The organism is Pseudomonas trivialis, from assembly GCF_036864995.1.
Taxonomy (GTDB): Bacteria; Pseudomonadota; Gammaproteobacteria; order Pseudomonadales; family Pseudomonadaceae; genus Aquipseudomonas; species Aquipseudomonas trivialis.
In genome coordinates, this window is sequence record NZ_CP142151.1 from 761,865 (window position 1) to 788,342 (window position 26,478).

27 protein-coding genes, 1 tRNA gene and 1 pseudogene are annotated in these 26,478 nt (G+C 59.1%); 13 read left to right on the forward strand and 16 right to left on the reverse strand.

What is annotated here, in order from left to right; all coding sequences use genetic code 11:
- Nucleotides 1–282: 282 nt before the first annotated feature.
- Nucleotides 283–1,602, reverse strand: coding sequence for an OprD family porin (locus VRB54_RS03150; protein ID WP_338479498.1), 1,320 nt, complete (start codon nt 1,600–1,602; stop codon nt 283–285).
- A 220-nt stretch (nt 1,603–1,822) separates the two neighbouring features.
- Here VRB54_RS03150 and VRB54_RS03155 point away from each other — a divergent pair, with 220 nt between their 5' ends.
- On the forward strand, nt 1,823–2,143 hold the full coding sequence (locus tag VRB54_RS03155) for a DUF2790 domain-containing protein (RefSeq protein WP_338479499.1): 321 nt from the start codon (nt 1,823–1,825) through the stop codon (nt 2,141–2,143).
- Between the two features lie 13 nt (nt 2,144–2,156).
- On the opposite strand, the gene VRB54_RS03160 is transcribed toward VRB54_RS03155, so the two are convergent.
- The gene (locus VRB54_RS03160) at nt 2,157–2,966 is read right to left on the reverse strand and encodes an AraC family transcriptional regulator (protein WP_338479500.1); all 810 of its coding nucleotides are present in this window, start codon (nt 2,964–2,966) and stop codon (nt 2,157–2,159) included.
- Nucleotides 2,967–3,097: 131 nt separating this feature from the next.
- Here VRB54_RS03160 and ddlA point away from each other — a divergent pair, with 131 nt between their 5' ends.
- A complete protein-coding gene (gene ddlA, locus VRB54_RS03165) occupies nt 3,098–4,192 on the forward strand; it encodes a D-alanine--D-alanine ligase (protein WP_338479501.1) in 1,095 nt (364 codons plus the stop codon).
- 173 nt (nt 4,193–4,365) lie between these two features.
- On the opposite strand, the gene ggt is transcribed toward ddlA, so the two are convergent.
- The 4 genes from ggt to VRB54_RS03185 form a co-directional block, all read right to left on the reverse strand.
- Nucleotides 4,366–6,195 (reverse strand): gamma-glutamyltransferase, encoded by a 1,830-nt coding sequence (gene ggt / locus VRB54_RS03170; RefSeq protein WP_338479502.1) that lies wholly within the window; start codon nt 6,193–6,195, stop codon nt 4,366–4,368.
- A gap of 36 nt (nt 6,196–6,231) precedes the next feature.
- On the reverse strand, nt 6,232–7,011 hold the full coding sequence (locus VRB54_RS03175) for a PhzF family phenazine biosynthesis protein (protein WP_338479503.1): 780 nt from the start codon (nt 7,009–7,011) through the stop codon (nt 6,232–6,234).
- A gap of 147 nt (nt 7,012–7,158) precedes the next feature.
- A tRNA-Met gene (locus VRB54_RS03180) sits at nt 7,159–7,235 on the reverse strand.
- Nucleotides 7,236–7,529: 294 nt separating this feature from the next.
- The gene (locus VRB54_RS03185; protein WP_338479504.1) at nt 7,530–8,081 is read right to left on the reverse strand and encodes an RNA polymerase sigma factor; all 552 of its coding nucleotides are present in this window, start codon (nt 8,079–8,081) and stop codon (nt 7,530–7,532) included.
- A 263-nt stretch (nt 8,082–8,344) separates the two neighbouring features.
- Between VRB54_RS03185 and VRB54_RS03190 the strand changes: the two genes are divergently transcribed.
- Genes VRB54_RS03190 through sctU form a run of 11 tightly spaced genes read left to right on the forward strand, consistent with a single transcriptional unit; the run spans nt 8,345 to nt 18,460 of the window.
- Entirely contained in the window at nt 8,345–9,400 is a 1,056-nt protein-coding gene (locus VRB54_RS03190; RefSeq protein ID WP_338479505.1) for a TyeA family type III secretion system gatekeeper subunit, read from the forward strand.
- A complete protein-coding gene (gene sctV, locus VRB54_RS03195) occupies nt 9,397–11,490 on the forward strand; it encodes a type III secretion system export apparatus subunit SctV (protein WP_338479506.1) in 2,094 nt (697 codons plus the stop codon). The genes VRB54_RS03190 and sctV overlap by 4 nt, the downstream gene beginning before the upstream one ends.
- A 36-nt stretch (nt 11,491–11,526) precedes the next feature.
- The gene (locus tag VRB54_RS03200) at nt 11,527–12,426 is read left to right on the forward strand and encodes an FHA domain-containing protein (RefSeq protein ID WP_338481042.1); all 900 of its coding nucleotides are present in this window, start codon (nt 11,527–11,529) and stop codon (nt 12,424–12,426) included.
- Nucleotides 12,423–13,781 carry a FliI/YscN family ATPase gene (locus tag VRB54_RS03205; protein WP_338479507.1) on the forward strand — a complete coding sequence of 453 codons (1,359 nt, stop codon included), beginning with the start codon at nt 12,423–12,425 and terminating at the stop codon, nt 13,779–13,781. Before VRB54_RS03200 ends, VRB54_RS03205 begins: the two co-directional genes overlap by 4 nt.
- Nucleotides 13,768–14,181: a type III secretion system stalk subunit SctO gene (gene sctO / locus VRB54_RS03210; RefSeq protein ID WP_338479508.1), complete on the forward strand. Its 414-nt coding sequence runs from the start codon at nt 13,768–13,770 to the stop codon at nt 14,179–14,181. The genes VRB54_RS03205 and sctO overlap by 14 nt, the downstream gene beginning before the upstream one ends.
- Nucleotides 14,178–14,636: a type III secretion system HrpP C-terminal domain-containing protein gene (locus VRB54_RS03215; RefSeq protein WP_338479509.1), complete on the forward strand. Its 459-nt coding sequence runs from the start codon at nt 14,178–14,180 to the stop codon at nt 14,634–14,636. Before sctO ends, VRB54_RS03215 begins: the two co-directional genes overlap by 4 nt.
- A complete protein-coding gene (locus VRB54_RS03220; RefSeq protein WP_338479510.1) occupies nt 14,633–15,646 on the forward strand; it encodes a FliM/FliN family flagellar motor switch protein in 1,014 nt (337 codons plus the stop codon). The genes VRB54_RS03215 and VRB54_RS03220 overlap by 4 nt, the downstream gene beginning before the upstream one ends.
- Nucleotides 15,643–16,296: a type III secretion system export apparatus subunit SctR gene (gene sctR, locus VRB54_RS03225; protein ID WP_338479511.1), complete on the forward strand. Its 654-nt coding sequence runs from the start codon at nt 15,643–15,645 to the stop codon at nt 16,294–16,296. The genes VRB54_RS03220 and sctR overlap by 4 nt, the downstream gene beginning before the upstream one ends.
- Before the next feature lie 7 nt (nt 16,297–16,303).
- Nucleotides 16,304–16,567, forward strand: a complete 264-nt coding sequence (gene sctS / locus VRB54_RS03230; protein ID WP_015371072.1) for a type III secretion system export apparatus subunit SctS — start codon at nt 16,304–16,306, stop codon at nt 16,565–16,567.
- A 10-nt stretch (nt 16,568–16,577) separates the two neighbouring features.
- Entirely contained in the window at nt 16,578–17,366 is a 789-nt protein-coding gene (gene sctT / locus VRB54_RS03235) for a type III secretion system export apparatus subunit SctT (protein ID WP_338479512.1), read from the forward strand.
- Nucleotides 17,363–18,460: a type III secretion system export apparatus subunit SctU gene (sctU, locus tag VRB54_RS03240; protein ID WP_338479513.1), complete on the forward strand. Its 1,098-nt coding sequence runs from the start codon at nt 17,363–17,365 to the stop codon at nt 18,458–18,460. The genes sctT and sctU overlap by 4 nt, the downstream gene beginning before the upstream one ends.
- An 83-nt stretch (nt 18,461–18,543) precedes the next feature.
- Here the strand turns inward: sctU and hrpT are convergent, their stop codons facing one another.
- The 10 genes and pseudogenes from hrpT to ychF all read right to left on the reverse strand — a co-directional run bounded on the left by hrpT (nt 18,544) and on the right by ychF (nt 26,471).
- Nucleotides 18,544–18,747: an HrpT family type III secretion system protein gene (hrpT, locus tag VRB54_RS03245; RefSeq protein WP_338479514.1), complete on the reverse strand. Its 204-nt coding sequence runs from the start codon at nt 18,745–18,747 to the stop codon at nt 18,544–18,546.
- Nucleotides 18,744–20,876: a type III secretion system outer membrane ring subunit SctC gene (gene sctC, locus VRB54_RS03250; RefSeq protein WP_338479515.1), complete on the reverse strand. Its 2,133-nt coding sequence runs from the start codon at nt 20,874–20,876 to the stop codon at nt 18,744–18,746. The genes hrpT and sctC overlap by 4 nt, the downstream gene beginning before the upstream one ends.
- Before the next feature lie 265 nt (nt 20,877–21,141).
- Nucleotides 21,142–21,375 carry a hypothetical protein gene (locus VRB54_RS03255; protein ID WP_209988308.1) on the reverse strand — a complete coding sequence of 78 codons (234 nt, stop codon included), beginning with the start codon at nt 21,373–21,375 and terminating at the stop codon, nt 21,142–21,144.
- An 89-nt stretch (nt 21,376–21,464) separates the two neighbouring features.
- Nucleotides 21,465–22,089: pseudogene (sctL, locus tag VRB54_RS24455) on the reverse strand (type III secretion system stator protein SctL).
- The gene (locus tag VRB54_RS03270; protein WP_338479518.1) at nt 22,031–22,612 is read right to left on the reverse strand and encodes a type III secretion protein; all 582 of its coding nucleotides are present in this window, start codon (nt 22,610–22,612) and stop codon (nt 22,031–22,033) included. Before VRB54_RS03270 ends, sctL begins: the two are co-directional and overlap by 59 nt.
- Complete coding sequence (sctJ, locus tag VRB54_RS03275; RefSeq protein ID WP_338479520.1) at nt 22,605–23,378, reverse strand: type III secretion system inner membrane ring lipoprotein SctJ; 774 nt, start codon at nt 23,376–23,378, stop codon at nt 22,605–22,607. Before sctJ ends, VRB54_RS03270 begins: the two co-directional genes overlap by 8 nt.
- A 4-nt stretch (nt 23,379–23,382) precedes the next feature.
- Entirely contained in the window at nt 23,383–23,748 is a 366-nt protein-coding gene (locus VRB54_RS03280; protein ID WP_338479521.1) for a hypothetical protein, read from the reverse strand.
- 85 nt (nt 23,749–23,833) lie between these two features.
- A complete protein-coding gene (locus tag VRB54_RS03285; RefSeq protein ID WP_338479522.1) occupies nt 23,834–23,989 on the reverse strand; it encodes a hypothetical protein in 156 nt (51 codons plus the stop codon).
- 212 nt (nt 23,990–24,201) lie between these two features.
- Complete coding sequence (locus tag VRB54_RS03290) at nt 24,202–25,116, reverse strand: sigma 54-interacting transcriptional regulator (RefSeq protein ID WP_338479523.1); 915 nt, start codon at nt 25,114–25,116, stop codon at nt 24,202–24,204.
- Between the two features lie 254 nt (nt 25,117–25,370).
- The gene (ychF, locus tag VRB54_RS03295; RefSeq protein WP_338479524.1) at nt 25,371–26,471 is read right to left on the reverse strand and encodes a redox-regulated ATPase YchF; all 1,101 of its coding nucleotides are present in this window, start codon (nt 26,469–26,471) and stop codon (nt 25,371–25,373) included.
- Nucleotides 26,472–26,478: the final 7 nt, after the last annotated feature.

The following is a 26,478-nucleotide window of genomic DNA, read 5'->3' on the forward strand; positions in this document are numbered from 1 at the left end:
TAGGGGAAGTCTCAAACGTGAAGAGGCTTTAGGGTCAAGTGATGTAAGGCCGGTGTGACATTTGGTCGCTGAAGTTCAACGCAAAAAAAACGCCCCGACGGGGGCGTAAATATTCATCTCTGTTCCAAAGGAGCTATACAAAAGCCGCAGAGATGAAGGGTGCCGAGTAAGTGAGTTTAAAAATTACAGCTTAACGAGAAGGTGAGTCCGCTATTACAGTTCTGACAGACTTGAACGTGTCAGCAAATTCAGGGTATCGGTAAATGAATGTAAGGCGTCGGTTCAGAGTATGGCTAATGGGTATTCGACGATAAGGCGAACTTCTTCCAGGTCTGCGTCGAACGCACTTGAACGGATGGTGGCCTGACGCAGCCTGAGGGATAAGTCCTTCAAGTTGCCGGCTTGCACCACGTATCTGGCTTCCACATCTCGCTCCCAACGGCTTTGCCCGGTCAGCGGATTGCCTGCCGCATCATTGCGCACATAGACCGAATTGGCGTTGCTATAGTCGGCGCCCGAGCCTATGCCGTAGCGGGTCATGAACGACAGGCCGGGGATGCCGAAGGGTTGCATGTCCAGGTCGTAGCGCACCATCCATGAGCGCTCCTTGGGCGAGTTGAAGTCGCTGTACTGCATGGAGTTTTCGAGGATGTTGGAATCCGACTGACGCAGGTAATCGAAGTCGTTGTTGCCGTTGTTGCGCTGGTGCGAAACGGCCACACGATGGGCGCCGACCTTTACTCCCAGGCGCGCGCTCCAGATGTTGTTGTTCAGTTCCCCTCGCAGTTTGCGGCCTTCGTCTTTCACGTTGTAATAGTTGAAATTGCCAAACAGCGACACGTCCTCGCTCAGTGGGTAGCTGGCGGTAGTGCCGAAGTAATACTGGTCCCAGGCATCCTTCAGGCGACTGCCATAGACGCTCGCGCTCAGGTGCGGGTTGAACTGATAGTCGCCGCCGACATAGCCAACCCACGGTGAATCGACCTTGCCCGCATAAAACGTGGCGAACTCTTTGTTCCGACCGCTCTGGGAGGGCTGGCTCATGCCACTCAACTGCCCACCCTGCAGGCTCAGGCCTTCAATGCTGGTGTTCTGTACGGTGACGCCGCGAAAGCTTTGCGGCAACACGCGCGAGTCGCCGGACGCCACGACGGGCGTGGCGGGGAACACGTCGCCGGCCTTGATCACAGTGTCCAGAAAACGCAGTTTCGCCGCGCCACCCACCTTGTTGTAGGTGCTTTCCGGGCGGTTGCTACTGTCTACTGGCATCACGCTGAATGAACCCTTGCCGCCACTGCGGCCCCTGCCCGAATCGAGCCGGAGGCCATGCATGGCAAACGCGTCCAGGCCAAAGCCCACGGTGCCCTGGGTAAAGCCGGATTCGAATTTCCCGATCAGACCCTGAGCCCAGGCTTCGGAATAACCATTGCCGGTAGGGCTGGATCGACCATTGCGATCATCTCGGTTGAAGTAAAAGTTACGCATCAACAGCGTGACGCTGCTGCCTTCGATAAAGCCCTCGGGCTGCTCCGGTGCCGCGAATGCTGCCAGCGGCAACGCGGCGCATAAAGAGAGAGGCAGAGTCATGTTGCGGATTTTCATGTTCGCTCCTGGGTCTGGCAATAACCAGCTTCTTATTTATGAAGGTGGGCGTTGAAGTGCCCAGAGCGATAGTTGCAAACGGCGAATAACGACTGAGTGGCGCGAACATTACGATCCTGGAAAGTTACTGTTATCTATCAAATAAGTAATCTGGCGGTGAAGCTGTCGTCAGGGTGGTTTGGATAGTCTCGACGCTGAACTTTCAGTCGAGGAACGTGTAATGAACTTACAGACAGTTGGCTTGGGTGTATTCGCTGCAATGCTGTCATTCGGCGCAGGGGCGCAGGGGGAGCGCGCTTATGCCGCGCTGCTGGAGAGTAACGAAAACGCCATGGCGGCTTACGCTGAAAAAAGAGGCCTGCCGGCACCGCAGGTGCAGGTGTACCGCTACGGCATGAATCTGGATATCGCCAAGGTGGTCAACGTCTCGCCGCCGATCCGCTCGTGCAACGCGGTGCCGTCGCGCATGACCTATTGGGACTCCGCAGGAAAGCTCAATACCCTGGAGTATCAAGTGATGGGCGTATGCCGCATGAAGTGACGCCGCTTGAGCCTCAGCGACCCTGCATCTTCACCCAGCGCGACGGTGGCATGCCGTAGGTGCTGCGAAACTGTCGGGTCATGTGGCTCTGGTCGGTGAAGCCGGCAGCCAGCGCCGCATCCACCAGGGAACGGCCCTGGGCAAGCAGGTTGCGCACCAGATCCAGTCGACGCATGGTCAGGTAGCGATAGGGGCTGGTACCGAACAGTAGACGGAAATCCCGCGACAGGGCCCAGCGGTCGCGGCCGGCGTGGTTGGCCATTTCATCCAGGGTAATGCTGCTGCCCAGTGCGCCGTGGATAAATTCCCGGGCCCGCTCGGCGGCCACATAGTCGAAGGATTTGCGGCTGATGATCGCGCCCGAGGCAGCGTTCAGCGCCTGTGCCAGGTCGAACAGGGCATCCTGCTCCTGCATCGGGTCAATCGGGCAGTCCAGGCTCTGCAGCAACACTTCGCTGGCACGGAACAGGCGCGGATCAGTCGACAGGCCGCTGTGGATAAACGGCAGTGGCCGGCCGCCGAGAATCTGCTGGATCAGCGCCGGCTCCACGTAAATCATGCGGTACTTGAAACCTTCCACACTGCTGGCGCGGCCGTCATGGGTTTCATCGGGATGAATCACCATGGTTGTGCCCGGCAGGCTGTGGATCATGCAGCCGCGGTAGTGATAACTCTGCACACCAAACAAGGTACGCCCGATGGCGTAGGTATCATGGCGATGCGGGTCAAACGCAAAGCCGGCAAAGTACGCTTCGATACGGTCCAGGCCGCTGGCGTGCGGCGCGCGATGAAGCCAGTCAAGGGGGGCGGTTGATTTACCCATAATGATTGCCACAAGAGGAAGTGGAATGACGTTAACCCAGTCTGGCGCTGGTTGTCTGCGCGGGTCTTGAACGATTGTGCAGGGGCAGAGCCCATGGTAAGAAGCCCTACGTTCAACAGTGAGGCCGGGTCATGAGCAAGTTGCGGGTAGGTATTATTTTTGGTGGCCGATCGGCTGAGCATGAAGTGTCGCTGCAATCGGCGTGCAACATCGTCGATGCCCTGGACCGGTCGCGTTTCGAGCCGATCCTCATTGGTATCGACAAGGCCGGGCACTGGCACCTGAACGACACCTCGGACTTTCTGATCAATCAGGAAAACCCGGCCCTGATCGCCCTCAACCAATCCAATCGTGAGCTGGCGGTCGTGCCTGGCAAGGCCAGCCAGCAAGTGGTGGAAACTTCCGGCCAGGGTCTGCTGGCACATATCGACGTGATCTTTCCCATCGTCCACGGCACCCTTGGCGAAGATGGTTGCCTGCAAGGCTTGCTGCGCATGGCGGACCTGCCCTTCGTCGGCTCCGACGTGCTTGGCTCGGCCGTGTGCATGGACAAGGACATCAGCAAGCGCCTGCTGCGTGACGCTGGTATTGCCGTTACCCCATTCATCACGCTGACCCGGCGCACCGCGGCGCGTACATCCTTTGACTCGGCGGTGAACACACTCGGCCTGCCGATGTTCGTCAAACCCGCCAATCAGGGCTCGTCGGTGGGCGTCAGCAAAGTCGCCGACGAAGCCGAGTACCACGCCGCTGTAGAACTGGCGCTCGGGTTTGATGAAAAAGTGCTGGTGGAATCCGCCGTCAATGGCCGTGAAATCGAATGCGCGGTGCTGGGTAACGAACACCCGATTGCCAGCGGTTGCGGCGAGATCGTGGTGAGCAGCGGTTTCTACTCCTACGACAGTAAATACATCGACGAGCATGCCGCGCAGGTGGTGGTGCCGGCGGATATCAGCGTTGAAGCCTGCGAGCGCATTCGCAGCCTGGCGGTCGAGGCGTTCGAGGTGCTGGGTTGCTCCGGGCTGGCGCGGGTTGACGTGTTTCTCACGGACGACGGTGAAGTACTGATCAACGAAATCAACTCACTGCCCGGCTTCACCCGTATCAGCATGTACCCCAAGCTGTGGCAGGCTGCCGGGATGAGTTACAGCGAGCTGGTGAGCCGGCTGATCGACCTGGCGCTGGAGCGGCATGCGGGGCGCAAAGGTTTGAAGGTCAGTCGCTGACCGCTGTGTGGCGAGCGGGCTTGCCCCGCGTTGGGGAGCGAAGCGCCCCCAATCAAGGAAACGCGGTGTACCTGATACTGTTCAGCGCCTGGTTTTGGGGCTGCTGCGCAGCCCAGCGCAGGACAAGCCTGCTCGCCACAGGGGGAGCAGGTTTGACAGTTTATGGCATCAGGTCAGTCACCCAAGGCTTCACCCTCACGTCGAGGGTCCGCGCCGCCGCTCAGCGACACCTTGCCCTGGGCATCGCGCACGCGAACAATCGCCTGCACGCCGCTGGTCATGTCGATCTCGCTCAGGGCATGGCCTTTTTCCCTCAATGCCGTTTTCGTGCCCGGGCTGAACAATCCAGCCTCCAGTTCGGTCGCGCCATTGCGGCTGCCGAAATTGGGCAGGTTGATGGCGGCTTGCGGGTCAAGGTTCCAGTCGAGCATTGCCACCAGCGTCTTGCTCACATATTCGATGATCTGCGAGCCACCGGGCGAGCCCAGCGTGGCCAGCAATTCACCGCTCTGGCGGTCGAATACAAGTGTGGGCGCCATGGCCGAGCGGGGGCGTTTGCCAGGCTGCACACGGTTGGCAACCGGTTGACCATGCTCTTCGGGGATAAACGAAAAGTCGGTCATCTGGTTATTCAGCAAGAAGCCCTGGACCATCACATGGGAGCCAAAGGCCGCTTCCACCGTGGTGGTCATCGATACGGCGCCGCCCAGGTCATCCACGGCGACCACCTGTGAGGTGGAAATGCGCAGCGGCGACCGGTCCGGCGCGTAGGCCACCTGGATGCCCGCTGGCTGTCCCGGTTTGGCGATCCCCATGCTGCGCTCACCGATCAGGTCGGCACGCTGCGCCAGATAATCCGGCGCAACGAGACCGGCAACCGGCACCGGCACAAAGTCCGCATCGGCCACATACTGCGCGCGGTCGGCAAACGCCAGGCGACCGGCTTCGGCAAGCAGGTGCACGGCCTGTGGCGTTGGTTCGAACCCGACCGGGGTGGCACTCTTGACCGGTGTCATCGGCGCGAGGGCCTGGCGCGGGTCGCGGGTTTCCAGCGCCTGCAAGGTGCCGAGGATCTGCGCCACCGCAATCGCGCCGGACGACGGCGGCGGCATGCCACAGATTTTCCAGCGCTTGTAGTCGGTACACAGCGGCGCCCGCTCCCTGGCGACGTAACCCGCGAGGTCGGACGTGGACAAGCCACCTGCATTACGGTGGCTCTGCACCTTGCGCGCAATTTCTTCGGCAATCGGACCACGGTACAGCGCGTCCGGGCCTTCCTTGGCGATGCGTTTGAACACAGCGGCCAGCGCCGGGTTTTTCAGCACCGTGCCGGTATCTTTCGGCGTGCCATCCGCCTTCAGGAAATAGGCGGCCATGTCCGGCGATTGCGCAATAAAACGGTCAGCCGCGATCAGGCTGTGCAACCGAGGGGAGATCGCAAAACCCTGTTCCGACAAACGAATCGCCGGCTCGAACAGCTTGGCCCATTGCAGATGGCCTGTCTTTTTATGCGCCATCTCCAGTGCGCGCAACACGCCCGGCGTACCGACGGAGCGCCCGCCGATCTGGGCATCGGTGAAGGCCATCGGAGTGCCGTCGGCGTTCTGGAACAGACGCTCGGTCGCCTTGGCCGGCGCGGTTTCGCGGCCGTCATAGGCGTGCACGTTTTCGCCGTCCCACAGCATGATGAATGCGCCGCCGCCAATACCGGACGACTGTGGTTCCACCAGGGTCAGCACAGCTTGCATGGCGATCGCCGCATCAATCGCCGAGCCGCCCTGGCGCAGCATCTCCCGCCCGGCTTCGGCGGCCAGCGGGTTCGCGGCGGCCGCCATGTGGCGTTCGGCATGGCGCAGGGTGAGGTCGGTGCGATAACCCGATCCCGACTCCGGCGCGGGTGGCGGTTCATTGAGCGTGGTGTGACAAGCCGACAGGGCCAGGGCTGCGACGATGATCGACAAAGGGCGACGGGAAATTGAAAGCACGCACTGAACTCCGTTCATGTTGAGAATGATCTGCTGTCCCTGAGGCGCTGCGTTCTACAGGTAAATCGTGCCTTGCATGTACAGCACCGCCTTGCCGGAAATAATCACGCGCTCACCTTCAAGCTCGCAGCGCAACTGGCCCTTGCGCGCGCCGCCCTGCTCGGCAGTCAATTGCGATTTGCCCAGGCGTGCCGCCCAGAATGGCGCAAGTGATGTGTGTGCGGAACCCGTGACGGGGTCCTCATTGACGCCCACATTCGGCCCGAACCAGCGCGAGATGAAATCAAATTTCGTGCTTTTGGCGGTCACGGCAATGCCGCGCTTGGGCAAGCCCTTGAGGCGTGCAAAATCCGGCGTCAGCGCAGCGACCTGAGCCTCGTCGCTCACCATCACGATGTAATCATCGGTGCCGAATACCTCGGCGTGTTCAATCCCCAGCGCGCTCAGCAGTCCGGCGGGCGGCTCGCAGCGCTCGGGTTGCCGGGCCGGGAAGTCCATTGCCAGTTCGTCGCCATGGCGCGTCACCCGCAGCTCGCCGCTGCGAGTGGCAAAGCGCAGCACCTGCGGCGCATCCGCCAGCGCATGGAACAACACCCAGGCCGCTGCCAGCGTGGCATGGCCGCACAGGTCGACTTCAACTTCCGGGGTAAACCAGCGCAACTCATAGTGCTCGCCACGGGGCACGAAATACGCGGTTTCCGAGAGGTTGTTTTCGGCGGCGATGTTCTGCAGATGCTCGTCCGGCAGCCACTCGGTGAGCGGGCAGACGGCTGCGGGGTTGCCGCCGAACGGATGTTGGCTGAAGGCGTCGACTTGGTAGATGTCCAGTTTCACCGTGGGGCGCTCCATGTGGGGGAGGCTGGACACTAACAGTGGGGTTGGAGGGCGTCAAAATACAGTTGGGAAGTTTTTGTGCGATTCAGACACTTTTCTCAAGGCATAAAAAAACGGCCTACCTTTCGGTAAGCCGTTTTTAGTACTTGGTGGCTACGCAGGGACTTGAACCCCGGACCCCAGCATTATGAATGCTATGCTCTAACCAACTGAGCTACGTAGCCAAGTGGCGCGCATTATTCGCGCAGAACGAGAATGCGTCAAGCACTTTTGTTGAGATTTTTTCTACGCTTTCAATTGTTTAACCGGAGCTACCGCTGCTGAAGACGGGCTATCAGGTGTGCGGGCGATTGGGCAGGGTGGCTGGCGCACATGCCAGGCGTTCCGAGTCAGGCGTCTTTGAAGACGAGGCGAGGGAAGGGATTGTCGGAGGGGGTGGCGAAAGAAATTCGTTCTGTGGTCTTTTAAACATTCGGTTGGGCAGATATCCCTGCCGCCCAACGCTTGCTCCCAGGCGCTTACGGTTGCAGCGGGCTATGCGTGACGCGTTTTAGGTGTTCGCGCGCCCGCGACAGGCGTGAACGAACGGTGCCGATGGGGATATCCAACACGTTGGCAGTGTCCTGGTAGCTGCCGTCGGTTTCCAGTGAGGCGTACAGTGTCTTGCGCATTTCTGTCGGCAGGTGGTCGATGGCGCTCAGGGTTTTCTCCAGTCTGCGGTTAATTTCGAACTCCCAATCCAGGTTCTTGTTTTCCTCCTGTCCATGCCACAGCGACTCATCGAATTCGCAATGCACCGGTTTGGCATAGAGGCGTCGGAAGTGGTTGCGGACCAGGTTCTGTGCAATGCCGCACATCCAGGTGCTGAGGCTCGCCTGGCCACTGAATCGTTCCCTGTTGCGCCATGCCTCCAGGTAGGTGAGTTGCAGGATATCGTCGGCATCTTCGGGGTTTAGTACACGTTTGTGAATAAAACGTCGGAGTTTTTTCTGCTGGTCGTCCGTCAGTTGGAGCATGAATTGAGGCGAGTTACCAACGAGCTGCGCTAAAGCTTCAATAGGGATATTCACGATTTTTTCCTCAGGGTAAACGCTATCGAAAAAATTTCGACGGAAACCCCTTTAGCACTGGCTGTGCCAAACGGAAAAAACGTACAACCTTATGATTTTAATGAGTAAATATATTGAAATGTCGCGCTTTTACGCAGTAACTTGCAAAAAGTGCCGATGGCGCGTGCCAGTCTTGTCAAAAGCATTGATAGACGCGTTTTGATGGAACTGCATCGGCGAGCGTAGCCACACACGGAGCACACTCCTCCTGTATTGGCGCGCCCATGAAAGTCGAATCTCCTAACGATGTGTCATCTGCCCGGCATCTGGATCAATCCGCCACTTCGCCTGTCTCCGCGCCCGCGCTGGCGAAAGTCGATGAGCTTGCCCAGATCTTCAATCAGGAGGTGCTTGCCGGTAACCAGGCCCTGCGGGCCACGGCGATACGCATTCCTCCCTCCGCGCAGCTGACGCAGCTTTACGATCAGATGGGTTATCCGGCCCAGGAGTCGTTGGCGGCCATTTCGCGGCGGTTCAGGCACCAGTTGCAGCACAACGTCAGTGTCGACAAGTGGGTGGAACTTGCCGAGGGGGATCCTGCGCGTGCGTTCGTGGTGCTCAAGCATCTGCAAGTGCAGTTGGACAGTGAGGCACGCCCCTCCGAAGCCGCGAGGGCGCGGGAGGCCATTGCCCTGTTGTCGGTTGGTTTCAAAGGGGAGATCCAGGCGGGCCTTGCATTCGCCGGTGCGTTGCTGAAGGCTGGCGGCGATCCGCAAGAGCGCCAGGCGCTGCGTACTCTCTACTATGCCAGCATCGCCACGCGCCAATCCCTGGCGACGATCATGCAGGCCCTGCTGGGTGAGTACGGTGGCGACACGTTTTCCGCCAGGCTCGGCAACATGCGCAAGGCTTTGGCTGACGACATCGCGACCCTGGTTTCGGCAATGACCACGTCCCGATTGCGCACCTTGTTACTGGCACTGCAAAGTTGTGGACAATTAGGCACGGTATTAGCCAGTTGCCATGCGTTGATCGAGCGACTGGGCCTCGATTGCGACGCCGTAAGTCTCCTGCAGCGCCTGCTGGGATACGCCGGCAGCGGCATCGATGCCGGTGAAGTCCTGCGGCTGGGACATGATCTGGGAGGTCATCCGACTCTTCGGCAAGTGGTGCTCCTCAACGCACTTTATCCGCTGATGCGCGATTTGCCCCTGGCGTTGTGGCCGGACAGTCGAGTGCGGCAGAACGCCCTGGACGGCTTCCTGGCGGTAATGGGCGAACTGGAACGAAGTGAGCGCAAACCCTCACGTTTTGCCGGTGACCTGGGGACGCTGGCGTGAGGGTACTGTCTGCCATCAACCTGGCGTTGCTCAAAGTGGCACAACGTGCCGAAGTGCTGGGCGCCGTGGTGGTCCTGGGCATCGTATTCATCTTTATCGTGCCGCTGCCGACCTGGCTGGTAGACATCCTGATTGCAATCAACATCTGCATCTCGTGCCTGTTGATCGTGCTGGCGCTGTATTTGCCGGGGCCTTTGGCGTTCTCCTCGTTTCCTTCGATTTTGCTGCTGACCACCATGTTTCGCCTAGCGTTGTCGATCGCCACGACACGTCTGATTTTGCTGGAGCAGGATGCCGGCGATATCGTCGAGGCGTTCGGCAATTTCGTGGTAGGGGGGAATCTGGCCGTCGGCATGGTGATCTTTCTGATCCTCACCCTGGTCAACTTCCTGGTCATCACCAAGGGTTCGGAGCGGGTTGCCGAGGTCGCCGCGCGGTTCAGCCTGGATGCGATGCCGGGCAAGCAGATGTCCATCGACAGTGACCTGCGTGCCGGGCTGATCGACGGCTTGCAGGCACGCGAGAAGCGCGAGCAGTTGTCCCGCGAGAGCCAGCTGTTCGGGGCCATGGACGGGGCCATGAAGTTCGTCAAGGGTGATGCCATCGCCGGTTTGATCATCGTTGTGGTCAACCTGCTGGGCGGTTTCACCACGGGTATGTTTCAACACGAATTGAGTGCGGCCGAATCGATACAGCTGTATTCGGTACTGACCATCGGCGACGGCCTGATTGCGCAGATTCCAGCCCTGCTGATCTCCCTGACTGCCGGCATGATCATCACCCGTGTGGCGCCGGACGGGCGCAAGGGTGTGAGCAACATGGGCGCCGAAATTGCCCGGCAAATGACCAGTGAACCCAAGAGCTGGATGATTGCATCGGTCGGCATGCTCGCGTTTGCAGTGGTGCCCGGCATGCCTACCCTGGTGTTTATCCTGATCTCGGCGGCCACCGGCTCCCTGGGTTATTTCCTGATGCGTCAGCGTCAACGCGAGGAAAAGCCCAAGGAGGAAGTTGCCAATGTGGTGCGCCCCGAAGAGAACGGACATGAGGACTTGCGTGGGTTCGATCCATCGCGGCCTTATCTGTTGCAGTTTCCCCCGTCGTTACGGGGGACGCCTGAGGTTACGGACCTTATTCACGGGATCCGCCAGGCACGAAATTCGCTGGTCGCCAATATTGGCCTGACGTTGCCGCCATTCGAAGTAGAACTCGACGACTCGCTGGCCGCCGATGAAATGCGCTTCTGTGTGCATGAGGTCCCGATGGTCAAGGCCTCGGTGGTCACGCTCGTCGCCGTTGAGCGTAAGGCGCTGGCGGTTGAGCCGGAGCACGCAATACCAGGACTGGCCGAGCGCGATGAACAGGATTGGCTCTGGTTGCCGCCTGATGATCCGCTGCTTGCCGACCCCGCGCTTGAGCGCTTTACCGCGACAAGCTTGATCCTCGATCGCATGAGGCAGGCAATGATGCTCAGCGGACCGCAGTTCCTGGGTATTCAGGAAAGCAAGGCGATCCTCAGCTGGCTTGAGCACAACCAGTCGGAACTGGTGCAGGAGCTGCAACGCATCATGCCGCTGTCGCGGTTTTCAGCGGTTCTGCAGCGCCTGGCCAGCGAGGGTGTACCGCTGCGTGCGGTGCGCCTGATTGTCGAGTCGCTGATCGAGCACGGCCAGCATGAGCGCGAACCCGATGCACTCGCCGACTATGCGCGCATTGCCCTCAAGGCGCAGATCTTCCAGCAGTACAGCGAGGACGATGGCCTGCATGCCTGGTTGTTGTCTCCCCATACCGAGAACATCCTGCGCGAGGCGTTGCGTCAGACCCAGACCGGGGTCTTCTTTGCGCTTGATAACGAAAGCAGCGCCGCATTGGTCAACCTCCTCAACCAGGCATTCACCGTACGCGCCAGGAGCAAGAGCGTGATGTTGGTGGCGCAGGACCTGCGCAGCCCTTTAAGAGCCTTGTTGCTGGAAGAGTTCAACCACGTACCTGTGCTGTCGTTTGCCGAGTTGGCGAGCACGTCCAAGGTAAAGGTCCTGGGGCGTTTTGATCTGGGGCAGGACGAATTGATGCGCGGTGCGGCGGCATGATTTTTCACCGGGTTCAACGCACGGGAGGGCTCGATGATGTTTGAGCTGCGAGTGCTTAATGGTCAGCGTCAGGGGGCTGCGTTACCGCTATTTGGCGAGCAGTGGAGCATCGGTGCTCATCCTGACGCCGACCTGATGCTCAACGACCCCGGTATCGCCGAGCAGCATGCGCGGCTGCGGCTGGCTGACTCGCAATGGTCGGTGCAGGCTGAAGCCGGGCTGCTGCATGACGCTCAGGGGCAGGTGCTGGCGCAGATTGCGAGCCTGGTGTTGAACGCGCCGTTTTCGGTAGGGGCCATTCGGCTCTGTGTCAGCCTGGCCGATCAACCCTGGCCTGAAACACACGGCCCGGTCCCTGCGCCCGCGCCGCGGGCAAGCGAGGCATCACCGACGCTGCAGTTGTCGTCCATCTCCAACAGGCAGCAAAAACGCCTGATCAGCGCGGTGCTGTTGGTGGCGGTCATCGGTGTGGTGGTGAGCATGGTGTCCTCCGGAGAACGTGATGCCCAGGCTTCCTTGATGCCTCCCGTGGTGGTTAAACAACAACTGGCCTCGCCGTTTGAAGTCCGTCAGCAATTGTTGAAGATGCTCAGCGAGCGCGAGTTGAGCCAAAGGGTCAGCCTGGAGGTGATCAATGGCCAGATCGCGCTCAATGGCGCTGTGTCCCCGGACGATATGGAACTGGTAGCGCGCATGCTCAGCCGTTTTGGCGAGCTGTTCGACAGTGCGGTACCGGTGATCAGCCGTGTGCGCGCCCGCGATGGGGCGCTGCCGTTCAAGATCGTACAGATCGTCGGCGGGCCGAACGGCCACGTCGTTCTCGACGAAGGCAGCCGGCTGTTCGTGGGGGACGAGGTGGATGGTTTGCGCCTGGTGTTGATCGACAACACCAAGGTGGTTTTCGATGGCGCGCAGCGCTATGAGGTGCGTTGGTGAGTACGCAACTGCAGGCGCGCCTGGAGGCCTGGGAGCAGCGCCAGACGCGGTCGCTGGCCAACTTCATGCCGGTGACGATGCGCGGTCGAGTGCAGCGCGTGAATGGCATGTTGTTGCAATGTCGTCTGCCCGACGCGCGTATCGGTGACCTGTGCCAGGTTGAGAAGTCCATCGACGACTACATGCTGGCTGAGATCATCGGTTTTGATCAGCAGGACGCCGTACTCAGTGCCCTGGGCAATCTTGAAGGGATACGTGTGGGCGCCAGCGTGCAGCGCCTGGGGGTGTCGCACCGGGTGCTGGTCAGTGATGAGTTGCTGGGCCAGGTGCTGGATGGCTTCGGCCGGCCGATCAGTGGCGTTGGCCCCAGTGCGTTTGTGGAGGCCGACAGTCCCGATGCAAGCATGGTGTTGTGTGAGGCGCCGCTGCCGACCGAACGTCCCAGGATCCATCGCGCACTGGCGACCGGGGTGCGCTCGATCGATGGCTTGCTGACGCTTGGCGAGGGCCAGCGTGTAGGGCTGTTTGCCGGCGCCGGCTGCGGCAAGACCACCTTGCTGGCTGAGATTGCCCGTAACGTCGAGTGCGATGTGATTGTGTTTGGCCTGATCGGCGAGCGCGGACGTGAACTGCGCGAGTTTCTCGATCACGAACTCGATGACCAATTGCGCGCCAAGGCCGTGCTGGTGTGCGCGACGTCCGATCGTTCAAGCATGGAGCGCGCCCGCGCAGCCTTCACGGCGACGGCCCTGGCTGAAGGCTATCGCCGCAAGGGCAAGCGGGTGCTGCTGCTGATCGACTCCCTGACCCGGTTTGCGCGGGCCCAACGCGAAATCGGTCTGGCAGCCGGTGAACCGTTGGGACGAGGCGGCCTGCCGCCCTCGGTATACAGCCTGCTGCCGCGTCTGGTGGAGCGCGCCGGCTTGACCCAAGACGGCGTTATTACGGCGATCTACACCGTACTTATCGAGCAGGACTCAATGAGCGACCCCGTGGCTGACGAAGTTCGCTCGCTGCTCGATGGCCACATTGTGCTGTCCCGCAAGCTGGCCGAGCGTGGCCACTACCCGGCAGTTGACGTACTGGCCAGTCTGTCGCGAATTTTGAGCAACGTCGCCACGCCCGAGCATATTCAGGCCGGTACGGCACTGCGGCGTCTGTTGTCGGCGTACCAGCAGATCGAGTTGATGCTGAAGTTGGGCGAGTACCAGCCTGGCAGTGACGCCCTGACCGACATGGCGGTGGACAGCCGTTCGCGCGTGGATGGTTTTCTGCGCCAGGACTTGCGCGAGCCCGCGCGGATGGACTCGACCCTGGATCAACTGACCGAGCTTACCGCCCATGTCCCTTTCTGAATTGGAAACCTTGCGGCGTCTGCGCAAGCATCGGGCGGACCGGGCCGAGCGCGCGTTGGGCAAGGCCAAAAGGCATCAGCGAGCCCTGCAATTGCAAGTTGAGCAGGCACGGCAAGTTCTCGAACAAACCCGCCTGCAGGAAGCCCAGACAGGTGCACAGCTTCTGAGCCAGCATCAAGGGCAAGTGATCTCGTTTCAGGCGTTAAAGTCGTGGAATAACCAGGAGCGCTCATTGTCCGCCACGACGCAGCGCGAAGAAGCCCAGTTGCGAGGGTTGCACGGACAGCAGGAGCAGCAAGTAACCGAGGTCGACCTTGCGCAGAAGCAGGTCACCCAATGTTTGCGTGAGGTTGAAAAGATTCTGGAATTGTCCCGTTTACTGGCGCAGGAAGAGACATGAAAGAAATACCTGCAAGCAAGCCCGAGCGGCCGCGTGCGCGCGAGTATGGACGAGAAGACGAATCGGCTAAAGAAGGCGTGTTGCCCCTGGACTACGCAAACCTGTTCGCCCGCCTGTTTACCCACGATCAGGGCGAAGGCGGTTATGTTTCCGGCCTGCCAGGCTCAATCACGTCGACGAATAAATTGATGCTCGAAGCCTTGGCTGGTCAGTTGGCGCCGCGAATACAGGCAACTGCGCAATGGCCCTTGCTGGCAGTGCTTTACCTGCCGCATCGAGGGCGGATCAAAGCCCGTGTGCAGAGACCGCCGGGTAGCTGGGACATTGAGTTGCAAGCCGAAGAGGCGCACACGGCGCAGTGGCTCGGTACGGTGCAGAAAAGCCTTCAGAGCAGGCTGGTGGAGGCGTTGGGGCAGCCTGTCGACGTCCAGCTCGCGCGCGTGAGCCCGGCATGATCATGTCGGCGTTGACATTGCCAAGGGTCGAGGCGGGAAGGGCGGCAGCGCTGCATCGGCTGGGGCGCGGCTTGCGCCTGTCGTTCCAGGTGGGTGATCAGCGCGGTGCTTTTTTGCTTGAGCCCGGCCTCACGCCCGCGGGGGCGAACCCTTTGTGTTTTGAGAGCGCCCTGGGCGTGCTGGCGTTTTCTGACCCGGAAGCGATGTTCAGCTTGATGGGGGAATGCCCCGTAACCCTCGCGCAGGTTGGCAACGACCCCAAATCCTGGTTATGGGAATTGTTCCAGCTTCACCTCGCCCCGCAGGTGTCGTCGTTGTTTGGCTATCTGCGATTGTTGCCCGCACCCAGAAAGCTGGATTTTGGTTGTCGCTTTACGGTGATGCTGGGGCTCTCCAGGGTTGCAGGTCATCTGTGGCTGGCCCCCGAAAGTTTGCTGGCTGCCTATGCGGCCGGCCCATGGGAGCAGATGGCTGCTCCACTGCCCGTGTCTTTTCCATTGGCAATCAGCGTGAAGCTGGGCGGCTTGAGCCTGCCTGTCGCGCAAGTTCGCGATCTGCGTGTGGGTGATGTGTTGTTGCTCGAACAGGCCTTTTTCGATGTGCAGGGCCTTGGCCATTTGCCTGTTGGAAGTCGTCGGCTGCAAGGGCGTATTGAAGATGAATCCGGGCGGTTATGCCTGAACCTTATTGCGATCAAGGAAGCGTGCGTGGACGAAGAGTTTGTCATACAAGAATACCCGGGGCCTGAGCTTGACCACCCGGTGGAGGATGCCTTCGGCCGGGAGCCCTTTGACGAGTTGAGCATGGCGTTGACCGTGCGCTGTGGCGTCCTGACACTGACCCTGGGAGAGTTGCGCAACCTGGCGCCCGGTACCGTGTTGGGCATTACCGGGTATGCCCCCGGTGTCGCCGGCCTGTATTACGGTGACCGTCCCATTGGGCAAGGGCTGTTGGTGGAAGTTGAAGGTCGACTCGGCTTGCAATTGACGCGCGTGGTGTTCTCCCGATGATGTTCCAAGGCGTTGATCCCGTTGTACTCGCGCTGTTCTTCGGTGCGATGTCGTTGCTGCCGATGCTCTTGGTCGTCTGTACGGCTTTCCTGAAAATTGTCATTGTGCTGATGATCACGCGTAACGCCATCGGCGTGCAGCAGGTGCCTCCGAGCATGGCGATCAATGGCATAGCGCTGGCCGCCACGCTCTTTGTCATGGCCCCGGTGGGCTATCAGATCGCCGAGAACCTCAAGACATCCCCTCTGGACATGAGCAATGTACAGACGCTTCAGGCAACGGGCCTTGTGGCGATAGAGCCGTTGCGTATCTTTATGACGCGCAATACCGACCCGGATGTGCTCACCCATCTGCAGGAAAACAGCGCCCGCATGTGGCCGCCGGAAATGGCGCAAAGCACCCAGCGCGAAGACCTGGTGCTGTTGATTCCGGCGTTTGTGGTGTCGCAGTTGCAGGCCGGGTTCGAGATCGGCTTCCTGATCTATATCCCGTTTATCGTCATCGATTTGATCGTGTCCAACCTGCTGCTGGCGCTGGGCATGCAAATGGTTTCGCCCATGACCATTTCCCTGCCACTCAAGCTGCTGCTGTTCGTCATGGTTTCCGGCTGGTCGCGGTTGCTCGACAGCCTTTTCCTTTCCTACCTCTGAGTACCCTATGGAACCGATCGTGCTGTTCAAGCAGGGCATGCTGCTGGTCGTGGTGTTGACGGCACCGCCGCTGATCGTGGCAGTGGTGGTCGGCGTATTGACGTCGCTGGTTCAGGCGCTGATGCAGATCCAGGATCAGACCTTGCCCTTTGGCATCAAGCTGGTTGCGGTGGGCATCACACTGATACTGACGGGACGCTGGATCGGCGTGGAGTTGATTCAACTGATCAACCTGATGTTCGACATGATCGCTCGCTCGGCATTGAACTGAGGGCACGTCCGTGCTGCTTTATCTCGATTTACTGACAAGCCTGCTGATTGGCATGGCGCGTATCTATCCCTGTGCCATTCTGGTGCCGGCGTTCTGTTTCCAGCACATACGCGGCTTGCCCCGTCACGTCGTCGTGATGGTCATGGCCTTCATTCCGGCGCCGGGTATCCATTCCGTACTCGCGGGCCAGGATTACTCGGCGCTGATGATCATCGGGCTGATAGGCAAAGAGGCGGCCCTGGGCATTTTGCTGGGTGTCCTGTTGGCGATGCCCTTCTGGATGTTCGAGTCGGTCGGTGCCCTGCTGGACAACCAGCGCGGCGCCCTGGCCGGTGGTCAGCTCAACCCTTCGCTGGGGCCGGACGCAACGCCCGTCGGGCATTTGTTCAAGCAACTGGTGATCTACCTGCTGATCGCTGTGCTGGGTCTGAGTGTTCTCATGCAAGTGATATGGGACAGCTACCGGATCTGGCCGGCCACGGCCTGGATACCGCTGCCTGCAGTCAACGGCTTCGGCGTGTTCCTGGGGATACTCGGCGAGACCTTTACCCACATGATGCTCTACGCTGCGCCCTTCATTGCGGTGCTGTTGTTTATGGAGTTCGGCATCGCGCTGCTCGGGGTTTACAGTCAGCAACTGCAGGTGAGCACGCTGGCGCCACCGGTTAAGTGCCTCGCAGGCATTGGTATTTTATTGCTGTACTTTGCGTTGCTGCAGGACTTGATGGTCGGACGCCTTAACCTGCTGGGCGATCTCAAACATTCACTCGGGCTGATGTTCCAGGTCTCGACACCATGAGTGACTCAGGTGAAAAGAAACACCCGGCGTCAGCCAAGAAGCTGCGCGATCAGCGCAAGAAAGGCCAGGTTTCCCAGAGTCAGGACATCGGCAAGCTGATGGCGTTGGCTGCCATCAGCGAGATTGCGTTGTTCACCGCCGAAACCAGTTTGCAACGCTTCCAGCAACTGATCAGGTTGCCCATGTCGAGCATGACCCAGCCTTTCACGCGGGCGCTGGAGGAAGTGTTGTTCGAGGGGCTGACGGTGTTTTTCTCGTTCGCCCTGCTGATGGTCGCGACGGCCATTCTCATGAAGCTGATCAGCAGCTGGATGCAGTTCGGATTGTTGTTCGCACCGGAGACGTTGAAGCTCGACTTCAACCGCCTCAACCCGCTCAAGCAGCTCAAGCAGATGTTTTCCGCTCAATCGGTCATGAATCTGTTGATGAGCATCGCCAAGGCGCTGCTGCTTGGCATGGTTGTGTATCTGGTGATCAGACCTTCATTAGGCACGCTGATCAACCTGGCCAACAGTGACCTGCAAACCTACATCCTCGCGTTGATCGCGCTGTTCCGCTACCTGCTGCACGCCTGCCTGGCGCTGCTGCTGGTACTGGCACTCATTGACCTGGTTCTGCAAAAGCACTTTTTCGCCAAACGCATGCGCATGACCCAGGTCGAGGTCGTCAAGGAATACAAGGATATGGAAGGCGACCCGCATGTAAAGGGCAAGCGCCGCGCATTGGCACAGGAGTTGGCCCAGGAGGAACCGAAGGTCAAGCTGCCCAAGCTCGAGGAGTCCGACATGCTTGTGGTCAACCCGACGCACTTTGCTGTGGCCCTGTATTACCGCCCTGGCAAGACGCCGCTGCCGGTGCTGGTCAACAAGGGGACGGACGACGAGGCCCGCGAGTTGATCCGCCAGGCGAAGGCGGCCGAGGTGCCGGTGATCCAGTGTGTCTGGCTGGCCCGTACACTCTATACGCACAAACTGGGAGCCGGTATTCCCCGCGAGACCTTGCAGGCGGTGGCGTTGATCTACCGCACCTTGCGCGAGCTTGACGATGACGCCAAGCGCGAAACCCTGGAGTTGCCGGCGCTGGAGTTGCGCTGATCAGCTCCTTGTGCGCCGTCAGGCGACGCTCTTATCCATCTGCAGATCAGACGCCCGGTAACACCGGGCGTTGATCTCTGAGCTTATCGTTCCAGCGAGATCGTCTGGTAGTCCGCGCGTTCGCCGGACGGGCCAGGCTCGACGCGCATCTGCGGTGGCCACCAGATCACCAGCTTGTCTTTGGTCGATTGCGGACGCGAGCAGGAGTCGCCTTTGCACGTAGGGCTGCAACCGGTGATGAGCAGCACTGCGCTGATCAGAGTGACGCACAACAAACGGTGTTTCATGGCGTGGCCTTTTTAGCTGGAGTGAGCAAGGAGGGGCGCGGCACGCTGAGGTGTTCATCTTTCACCACCGGGCGCATGGCAATGAATACCTCGGCTTCTTCGCCCGGCTTGAGCCAGGCTCGCGGCCACACGGTCACGGCCAGGGTTTGCGAGGTGCTGCATTCCTTTTCGTCGATACGCACATTGCGCTTGAGCTGGTTGCGCAGCACGACCACGGCCACATTGAACTGCGGGCCGGCGTACCACTGGCTGCGTTCGGTATTCATGGCCAGTAAGTCGCGGGTGCTGCACAAGGTGTCCAGGCCCAGGGGCATCGGGGCCGGCTTGAAGGCCAGGGGCACTCGCCCGGTCACCAGGTTCGCCAGCGTGCTGGTGATGTCACTGCGCTTGATGACGGGCGCGTGTTCGGCATAACGCCTGGCCAGCGGCTTGAGGGCTGCCTGCAGTTCGGCCTGGTCGTCCTGCGGCAGGTAACGTGAAGGATCGGCCTGATCACCGATCACGCGCGGGGTCAGGATGAACAGGCGTTCGCGACGATTGTTCTTGCGTTCGCTGGAGGAGAACAAAGCCTTGCCCAGCAGCGGTATATCACCCAGCAAGGGGATTTTGTTGCGCCTGTCGGTGCTTTCGGTGACATGGAATCCACCAACCACCAGCGAGCGCTTTTCCGCCATCACCGCCTGGGTGCTGACATTCCCCCGGCGCACATCCGGGCCCAGGCGATTGGGGTCGGACTCGTCGAAGTTGCCGTCCTCGATATCCACCAGCAGGTGAACCTGATGAGTACCTCGGGTGGTAATCACCCTGGGCACCACTTGCAGGCTGGTGCCCACAGTAATGGGCAGCACAGTCGCGACCTCGGTGCCTGCTGTCAGGTATTGGGTGCGATTGAAATCAATCACCGAAGGCTGGTTTTCCAGGGTGAGGACCGAGGGGTTGGAAACCATGGTTGCCAGACCGCGTTGCTCCAGCGCGCGTATTTTGGCAAAGAAACGGTCACGGTTTTCAATCGACAACTGCGATGAGCTTCCCGGTGCCAGCCGCATGTCGCTGCTGAAACGACTGTTGCCCCAGTTGACCCCGAATTCGCGCAATTGACTGCGTTCTATGTCCAGGATGATGGCGTCTATTTCCACCATTTTTCTCGCGACATCGAGCTGGGTAATCAGCTCGCGGTACATCGCTTGCCGCTCCGGCAGGTCATAGATCAGCACGGCGTTGTTACGCACATCGGCTTCGACACGGATTCTGCCGGACGACACGGGGGCTCGCGGGGTAAGCGTTGCGCCGGTTTCCAACGGTCCGGCATTCGCCGTCTGGCCGAGCATCTGCCCCAGCATCGGATTGTTCAACCTTGGATAATTCGGCGTGATCGGAGAAGGCTGGGATGAAGAGGGCCGTGGACTCATCGTCGACAGTGTGGAAGGTGACCGAGGCTCCAACAACCCGCGCAGCATGCTGGCGACGCCAGGGATGGATATTTTCTCGCCGCGATAATCGATCTGGCGATCACCTGCGTTGGCGAATTTCAGCGGATAGCTGAGCACGCTCTGTTTTTCGTCGGCTGATTTACGCTGGCTGCTGAATTGCTTGATCTGGTCGATGTAACGCTTGGGACCGGAGACCAGCACCACGCCGTCATCGGGCAGTTCGCCCCAGCCGAAACGGCTGTCGAGCAGGCCGATATCGGTCAGGGCTCGCTTGAGGTCGGCGACGGTTTCGGCGGAGACTTCAAGGCGTGCGGACTCTTGCAGGTCCAGGGTGCTGATATAAAGCGTGTTGTTGTACAGGTACCACTGGAAGCGGTGTTCCACCCCCAGTCTGTCGAGTAATGACTGCGGGGTATTGGCGCGTATCTTGCCGTTTACGACGCCGTCCAGGAGGCCATCGATCTGCAACTGTGTGCCAAATGTCTGAGCGAAATCCTCCAGCACATCCCGCAGGGGCTTATGCTCGGCCTCGTAGGCGTAAGCGGTGTTTTTCCAGTCGGAGGGAATGGCAGCGACGGCGCTGTGAAGCGGTGCCAATAAAAAGGGCAAGGCGAGCAGGAGGCGCCATTGAGTGCGCTTTGCCTGGTGTGCGGGCGAATTTAAACGCAAGCGGGTGTGCTTGTGGGTCTTGCTATGCATGACAGGGTCTCTGTTTCAGTGCGCGAGCGCACTTGATGAAGTGGGCATTGATTCGCCTCCGGCCTTTGTCAGACGCGCCGTTACGTTGCGCCAGATCTCGCGAGGGTTGCGTTGCGATTAAGGGGGGCAACCGCTGCTGCTGACTGCAATCGCGTTGCAGGGATTGCAGCAAGCAGAGGTGAGCGACGCCCTGCGAAAAAACCGACGCGCCGTGCAGGTTTGCCGGACTGAACTGGCCTGGCTCCCGGGACGTTGCTGCCAGTCACTAGGCGACGTTGATGGCGTTTTTCAGGGTTTCGTGTTTGTAATTGACATAGACCGAGGTCACGGCGTAGCTGTTGGCAACGACGATCTTCTCCTGCATAAGCTGGTCGAAGACTCTTGAGAGTTCCTCGTCGTCACCTCCAGCGGAAATATCTTCGTCGATCTGTCCAAAAGCCTTATCGGAGCGGCTCCGCTGGCGGTAGAGGCTATCAAGTATGCGGGCGTCGTTATTCATGGCTTTAACTCCGGTGTGGGTCTACTCCTGTGTGGCAACTGATGGATGGCCAGTTCCTTCGGCGGATTAATTTGTTAACAAAAGAGTGCTCATTTGATCTGGCTCTGGGGCGGGATCGGCACCAGGCTGTCCACGGCATCCGTCCAGTTGATGTGAAACCCGCCATCGTCTGTTTCAACAATCAGCGACTGGGCAGCAATCCCCGCTTCAACCCGAAGCGTCCAGGGCACATCACAGTGTTGGATGAGCCAGTGCTCGACGGATTCGCGGTCCTGCGGATTGCACAGCAAGCTGGCCTCGACCTCCGGCAATCCAGCGGCCAATAATTTATCGAGCAAGGCACTCAAGCGCTGGGCGGGGGGCTTCATTGAGAAAGCTTCTAATGGCCGTGTTGATGACTGAGGTGGCAACACGCTCAAGATTCTCGGCCATCGCCTGGCGTTCTGACTCCCAACGATAAAGTTGGGCATTGGCGCGCTCCCAGAACTCACTGCTGGCGTTGTCCAGCAGCTGTTTGCACTGGGCTTGGGCCTGATTTATGAGCGCCTGTGCCTGAGTTTCGGCTTGTTCAAGCATCTGCCGGGCCTGGGTATGTTCGACGAGCATTTCCCTGGATATCAGCGCTGTCGGAAGGTTGTCAGGGCGGGTGTGCAGCTCAATCTTGTGGGCGCAAAACATGCTTGGCGTTCTCCCGGGGCGTTTGCTGCGCATCATCAGTGGGGTTCGAGGTCGCACGCCAAATGGCGGCTTGCCATAAAATACCCAACCGGCCTTGAGTGTCCTCAAGCCTTGGGTATTGCTCCAGCTCAAGCACCCTCTGACAGGCGAAGCTCAGGCGCAGCCGCTGCCATACCGTCGGTGAGACCCACGCCCGCAGGTAGTGCAAAGGGTCGTCGATGTTTGCCGGTGTCGGGTCCGGTGGCAGTGCCTTGGCCAGGCGCTGGCACCAAAGCAGCTGTTCCTGATTGAGCCGACTGTGGTGAGGTGCGTTGTAGACCTCATTGACGAGTGTGAGTATGAGATCTCGTGATTGCGCATCGATTTGCACCAGTTGCAGCAGGGCCGGACTCAGGGGCGGGGGAAGCTCGGGCTGGATATCGAACATCCTGCTCACTCGACCATGGTGACTGCGTGAAAGCGCTGTTGTGTCTACAAAACCGGTTTGTGTGAGCCAGTCGATGTGGGCTTGCTGCCACGGGAAGGCCCACCACCTGACCCAATTGAGATCGTCACTCATGAGTGCCTGCTATCGCAGGGCCGGGCCTTGCCTTTCGTCGCCACAGCAACCAGGCGGCACTGCCCGACACCAGGACGAACAGCGGCATGAACAGCATGATGCGCCAGAATTCGAGATCGTGTTCGGGGATCAGGAAAGGGCCGAGGTAGGTGAGTTGTTGTGTTTCCTTGTAGGCCGTGGCGGGTACGAAAACGACGGTAAGCTTTACCGTATTGTCTATCGCCGAGGCCATACCGGGGAGGCTGCTGGCCACCATCCTGCGCACACGCGCATTGATGTTGTCAGGGTCCAGCCGCGGGTCGTGCTTGATGAATACGGAAGCGGATGCAGGTTGTACGGGCTCGCCAGGGGCTATGCGTTCAGGCAGCACCACATGCACCCTTGCGACGACTACACCGTCGATGTTCGACAACGTCGCCTCCAGCTCCTGCGACAGTGCGTAGATGTAGCGTGCGCGTTCTTCCAGTGGGGTAGAGATGACGCCCTCCTTGCGAAAGATCTGCCCCAAGGTCGAACGTGCCACCTTGGGAAGTCCCACAGCGTCCAGTGTCCGAACCGCGCGATTGATGTCACTTGCTTTGACACGAACGGCGACGCCGTCTTTTCCCTGAGTCTTTTGAGCCCGGATTTGTTTATCCGCCAGTTCAGCAATGATTTCATTGGCCTCCTGTTCGGAAATATTTCGATGAAGTTCGACGCTTTCACCGCAGCCCGCCAGCATCAGCGCCAATGAAATAAATAATACGGTGCTTAAACGGCGGTACATACCTCTACCCCATGCTTGAGATTTTGTCGCAGGCTTTCGCGATGGCGCCAACGATCTTGATCTGGGACATCACATTTACGTGTGACTCGGCAAGAAGCTGGGGAAACTTGCTCGCGTCCGTTGTCTGCTTGTTCTGGCTTGCGTCACGAAATCCTTTGGACAGTTGTCTCGCTATCGTCGTCGACTCCGTAGCGCCCCAAGTGGAGTCGGTAGAAGCGACGGCGTGTACGGTTCCTTTATCGACTTTGTCGGTCTGGTGTATTTCAGAGAGAAAAAAATTAATGTCAGACGCCCGATCGTTCAGAGCAGGCGTGTCCGAGCGAGTGGTGATTTTTTCGCTTGTTGTAAACTCTGAGCGGGTGATGAACATTCATTTCTCTCTTGTGGGTATCGAGTGCGGCAAGCACAATTTGGAGGAAGTCCCCTCAACTGGTGAGTTGAGAGGACCGGACCGCTTAAAAACGGATGGACTTGATATTGGTTATCGCGGCAGAGAATTTTTCATTCTCGGCGCCTTCTTTAGCCTTCTTTACCGCTTCCCACTTCTTTTGTTCGTCGATGCCTTTTGCTGCGATATCTTGTGGGCTTGTACCCAGGCCACCTACAGACATAGTTCACCTCTTGAATCGTAGTAAAGTTTGATAGTTTTATTCACTATCGGTAGTTTTTCGAGCGATTTGGAAGTGCTCATTTCGTTCGTGGTGGGGGAGGAGTGAAACGTTCCAGTTTGTCGTGGAGGTGATGTGTCTAAAATTATTTCGGCGTAAAGGATTACGGTTGGAAAACCAAAGGTACCTCTAGAAAGGAAAATCCTTACGCTGCTTTAGATAGCAAGTTGCTTCATTCGGTAGTAGAGCGTGCGCTTGGCAACGCCCATCTCAATGGCCGCGCGATCCACGCAGCGGTCGTTGCGCAGCAATGACTCTTCGATCAATGCTTTTTCGATTTCCTGCAGGCGCGCTTTCAGGCTCATTTCATGGCCTTGCGGCTTGCTCAGGGGCGTCGAAAGCGGTGGCAGACCCAGTACGAATCGCTTGGCCGTCGAGCGGAGTTCCCGGATATTGCCCAACCAGGATTGGCACACCAGTTGTTGCAACAGCTCGGCGGTGGGCGTCGGAGCAGGGCATGCGAAAAGTTCGGCTTCTTGCTGGACCATCTGCAGGAACAACGGGACGATCCTTTCTCGCTTGTCCCGCAGGGCCGGAAGCTGGATGTTGACGACATTCAGGCGAAAGAACAGGTCGCGCCTGAAGGTGCCCTGTTCGACCATCGCGTGCAGCGAATGCTGGGCTGATGCGATGACGCGCATGTCTACAGGAATGAAACGCGTTGAGCCCAGACGCTCTACTCCGCGCGACTCCAGCACGCGCAGCAGTTTGGCCTGCAGGCTCAAAGGCATACTGTCGATCTCATCGAGGTAAAGAGTGCCCAGATGGGCGGCCTCTACAAAACCGGCCCGCGACTGCATCGCCCCGGTGTAGGCACCGCTGTTGACTCCAAACAGTTGGCTTTCTGCGAGACTTTCGGGAATGGCCGCACAGTTCACGGCAATGAAGTTACCTCGTCGTCCCGACAAGTAATGCACTCGTTGGGCCAGCGTGTCTTTGCCTGTGCCGGTTTCTCCGAGTAACAGGATATCTATGTTGAGTGGCGCAGTACGATGAAGCGTGTTTTCAATATCTGAGCCTTCCAGGAATGAAAAATCGTTTTCAATTTCCCCAGGAAAGGAGTCCGGCATCGAAAGAGTGCTCCATTATTTGTATGCGATTAAGAACGCAGTCATCAACTGCCGGTCTGTGGCGTGCAAATTATAGATTCCGCGCGTGAGTCTTAAAGTAGGAACTTGCGCGAGTGATGTAGGATAAATTAGATAGGGAGATGTTTTATTCTTACCCGACGCTCACGCGGTAAACGTTTACCTGAAGAGTGCCCACAAAAAAGCCGATGCAGTGCATCGGCTTTTTTATTTGCGGTCAATGCCGCAGGTAATGTTTAGACGTTGAAACGGAAGTGCATCACGTCGCCGTCCTTGACGATGTATTCCTTGCCTTCCAGGCGCCATTTACCGGCTTCCTTGGTGCCCGCCTCACCCTTGTACTGGATGAAGTCGTTATAGGCGATCACTTCGGCGCGAATAAAGCCTTTTTCGAAGTCGGTGTGAATCACGCCGGCAGCCTGTGGCGCGGTAGCGCCAACCTTGACTGTCCACGCGCGGACTTCTTCAACGCCAGCGGTGAAGTAGGTCTGCAGGTTGAGCATTTCGTAGCCGGCACGAATTACACGGTTCAGGCCAGGCTCTTCCAGGCCCAGTGCCTCAAGGAACATGTCTTTTTCTTCGCCGTCATCGAGCTCGGCGATTTCCGCTTCGATCTTGTTGCACACCGGAACGACAATGGCGCCTTCTTCGTCGGCAATGGCCTTGACTACGTCGAGCAGCGGGTTGTTCTCAAAGCCGTCTTCGGCGACGTTGGCAATGTACATCACTGGCTTGGTGGTCAGCAGGTGAAAGCCTTTGATCACCGCCTTTTCGTCGACGCCCATGTTTTTCATCAGGCTGCGTGCCGGCTTGCCTTCGGTGAAGTGTGCGATCAACTGCTCCAGCAGGCCTTTCTGGACCACTGCTTCCTTGTCACCACCCTTGGCATTGCGCGCTACTTTCTGCAGTTGCTTCTCGCAGCTGTCGAGGTCGGCAAAGATCAGTTCCAGGTCAATGATCTCGATGTCGCGTTTCGGGTCGACGCTGTTGGAGACGTGAATCACGTTCTCGTCTTCAAAGCAGCGGACCACGTGGGCGATGGCATCGGTTTCACGGATGTTGGCCAAAAATTTGTTGCCCAGGCCTTCACCTTTCGACGCGCCGGCCACCAGGCCTGCGATGTCGACGAACTCCATGGTGGTCGGCAGGACGCGCTTGGGGTTGACGATGGCCGCCAGGGCGTCCAGGCGCGGGTCCGGCATCGGTACGATACCGCTGTTGGGTTCGATGGTGCAGAAGGGGAAGTTCTCCGCCGCAATACCGGACTTGGTCAAAGCGTTGAACAAGGTGGATTTGCCGACGTTGGGCAGGCCGACGATGCCGCAATTGAATCCCATGGTGTTT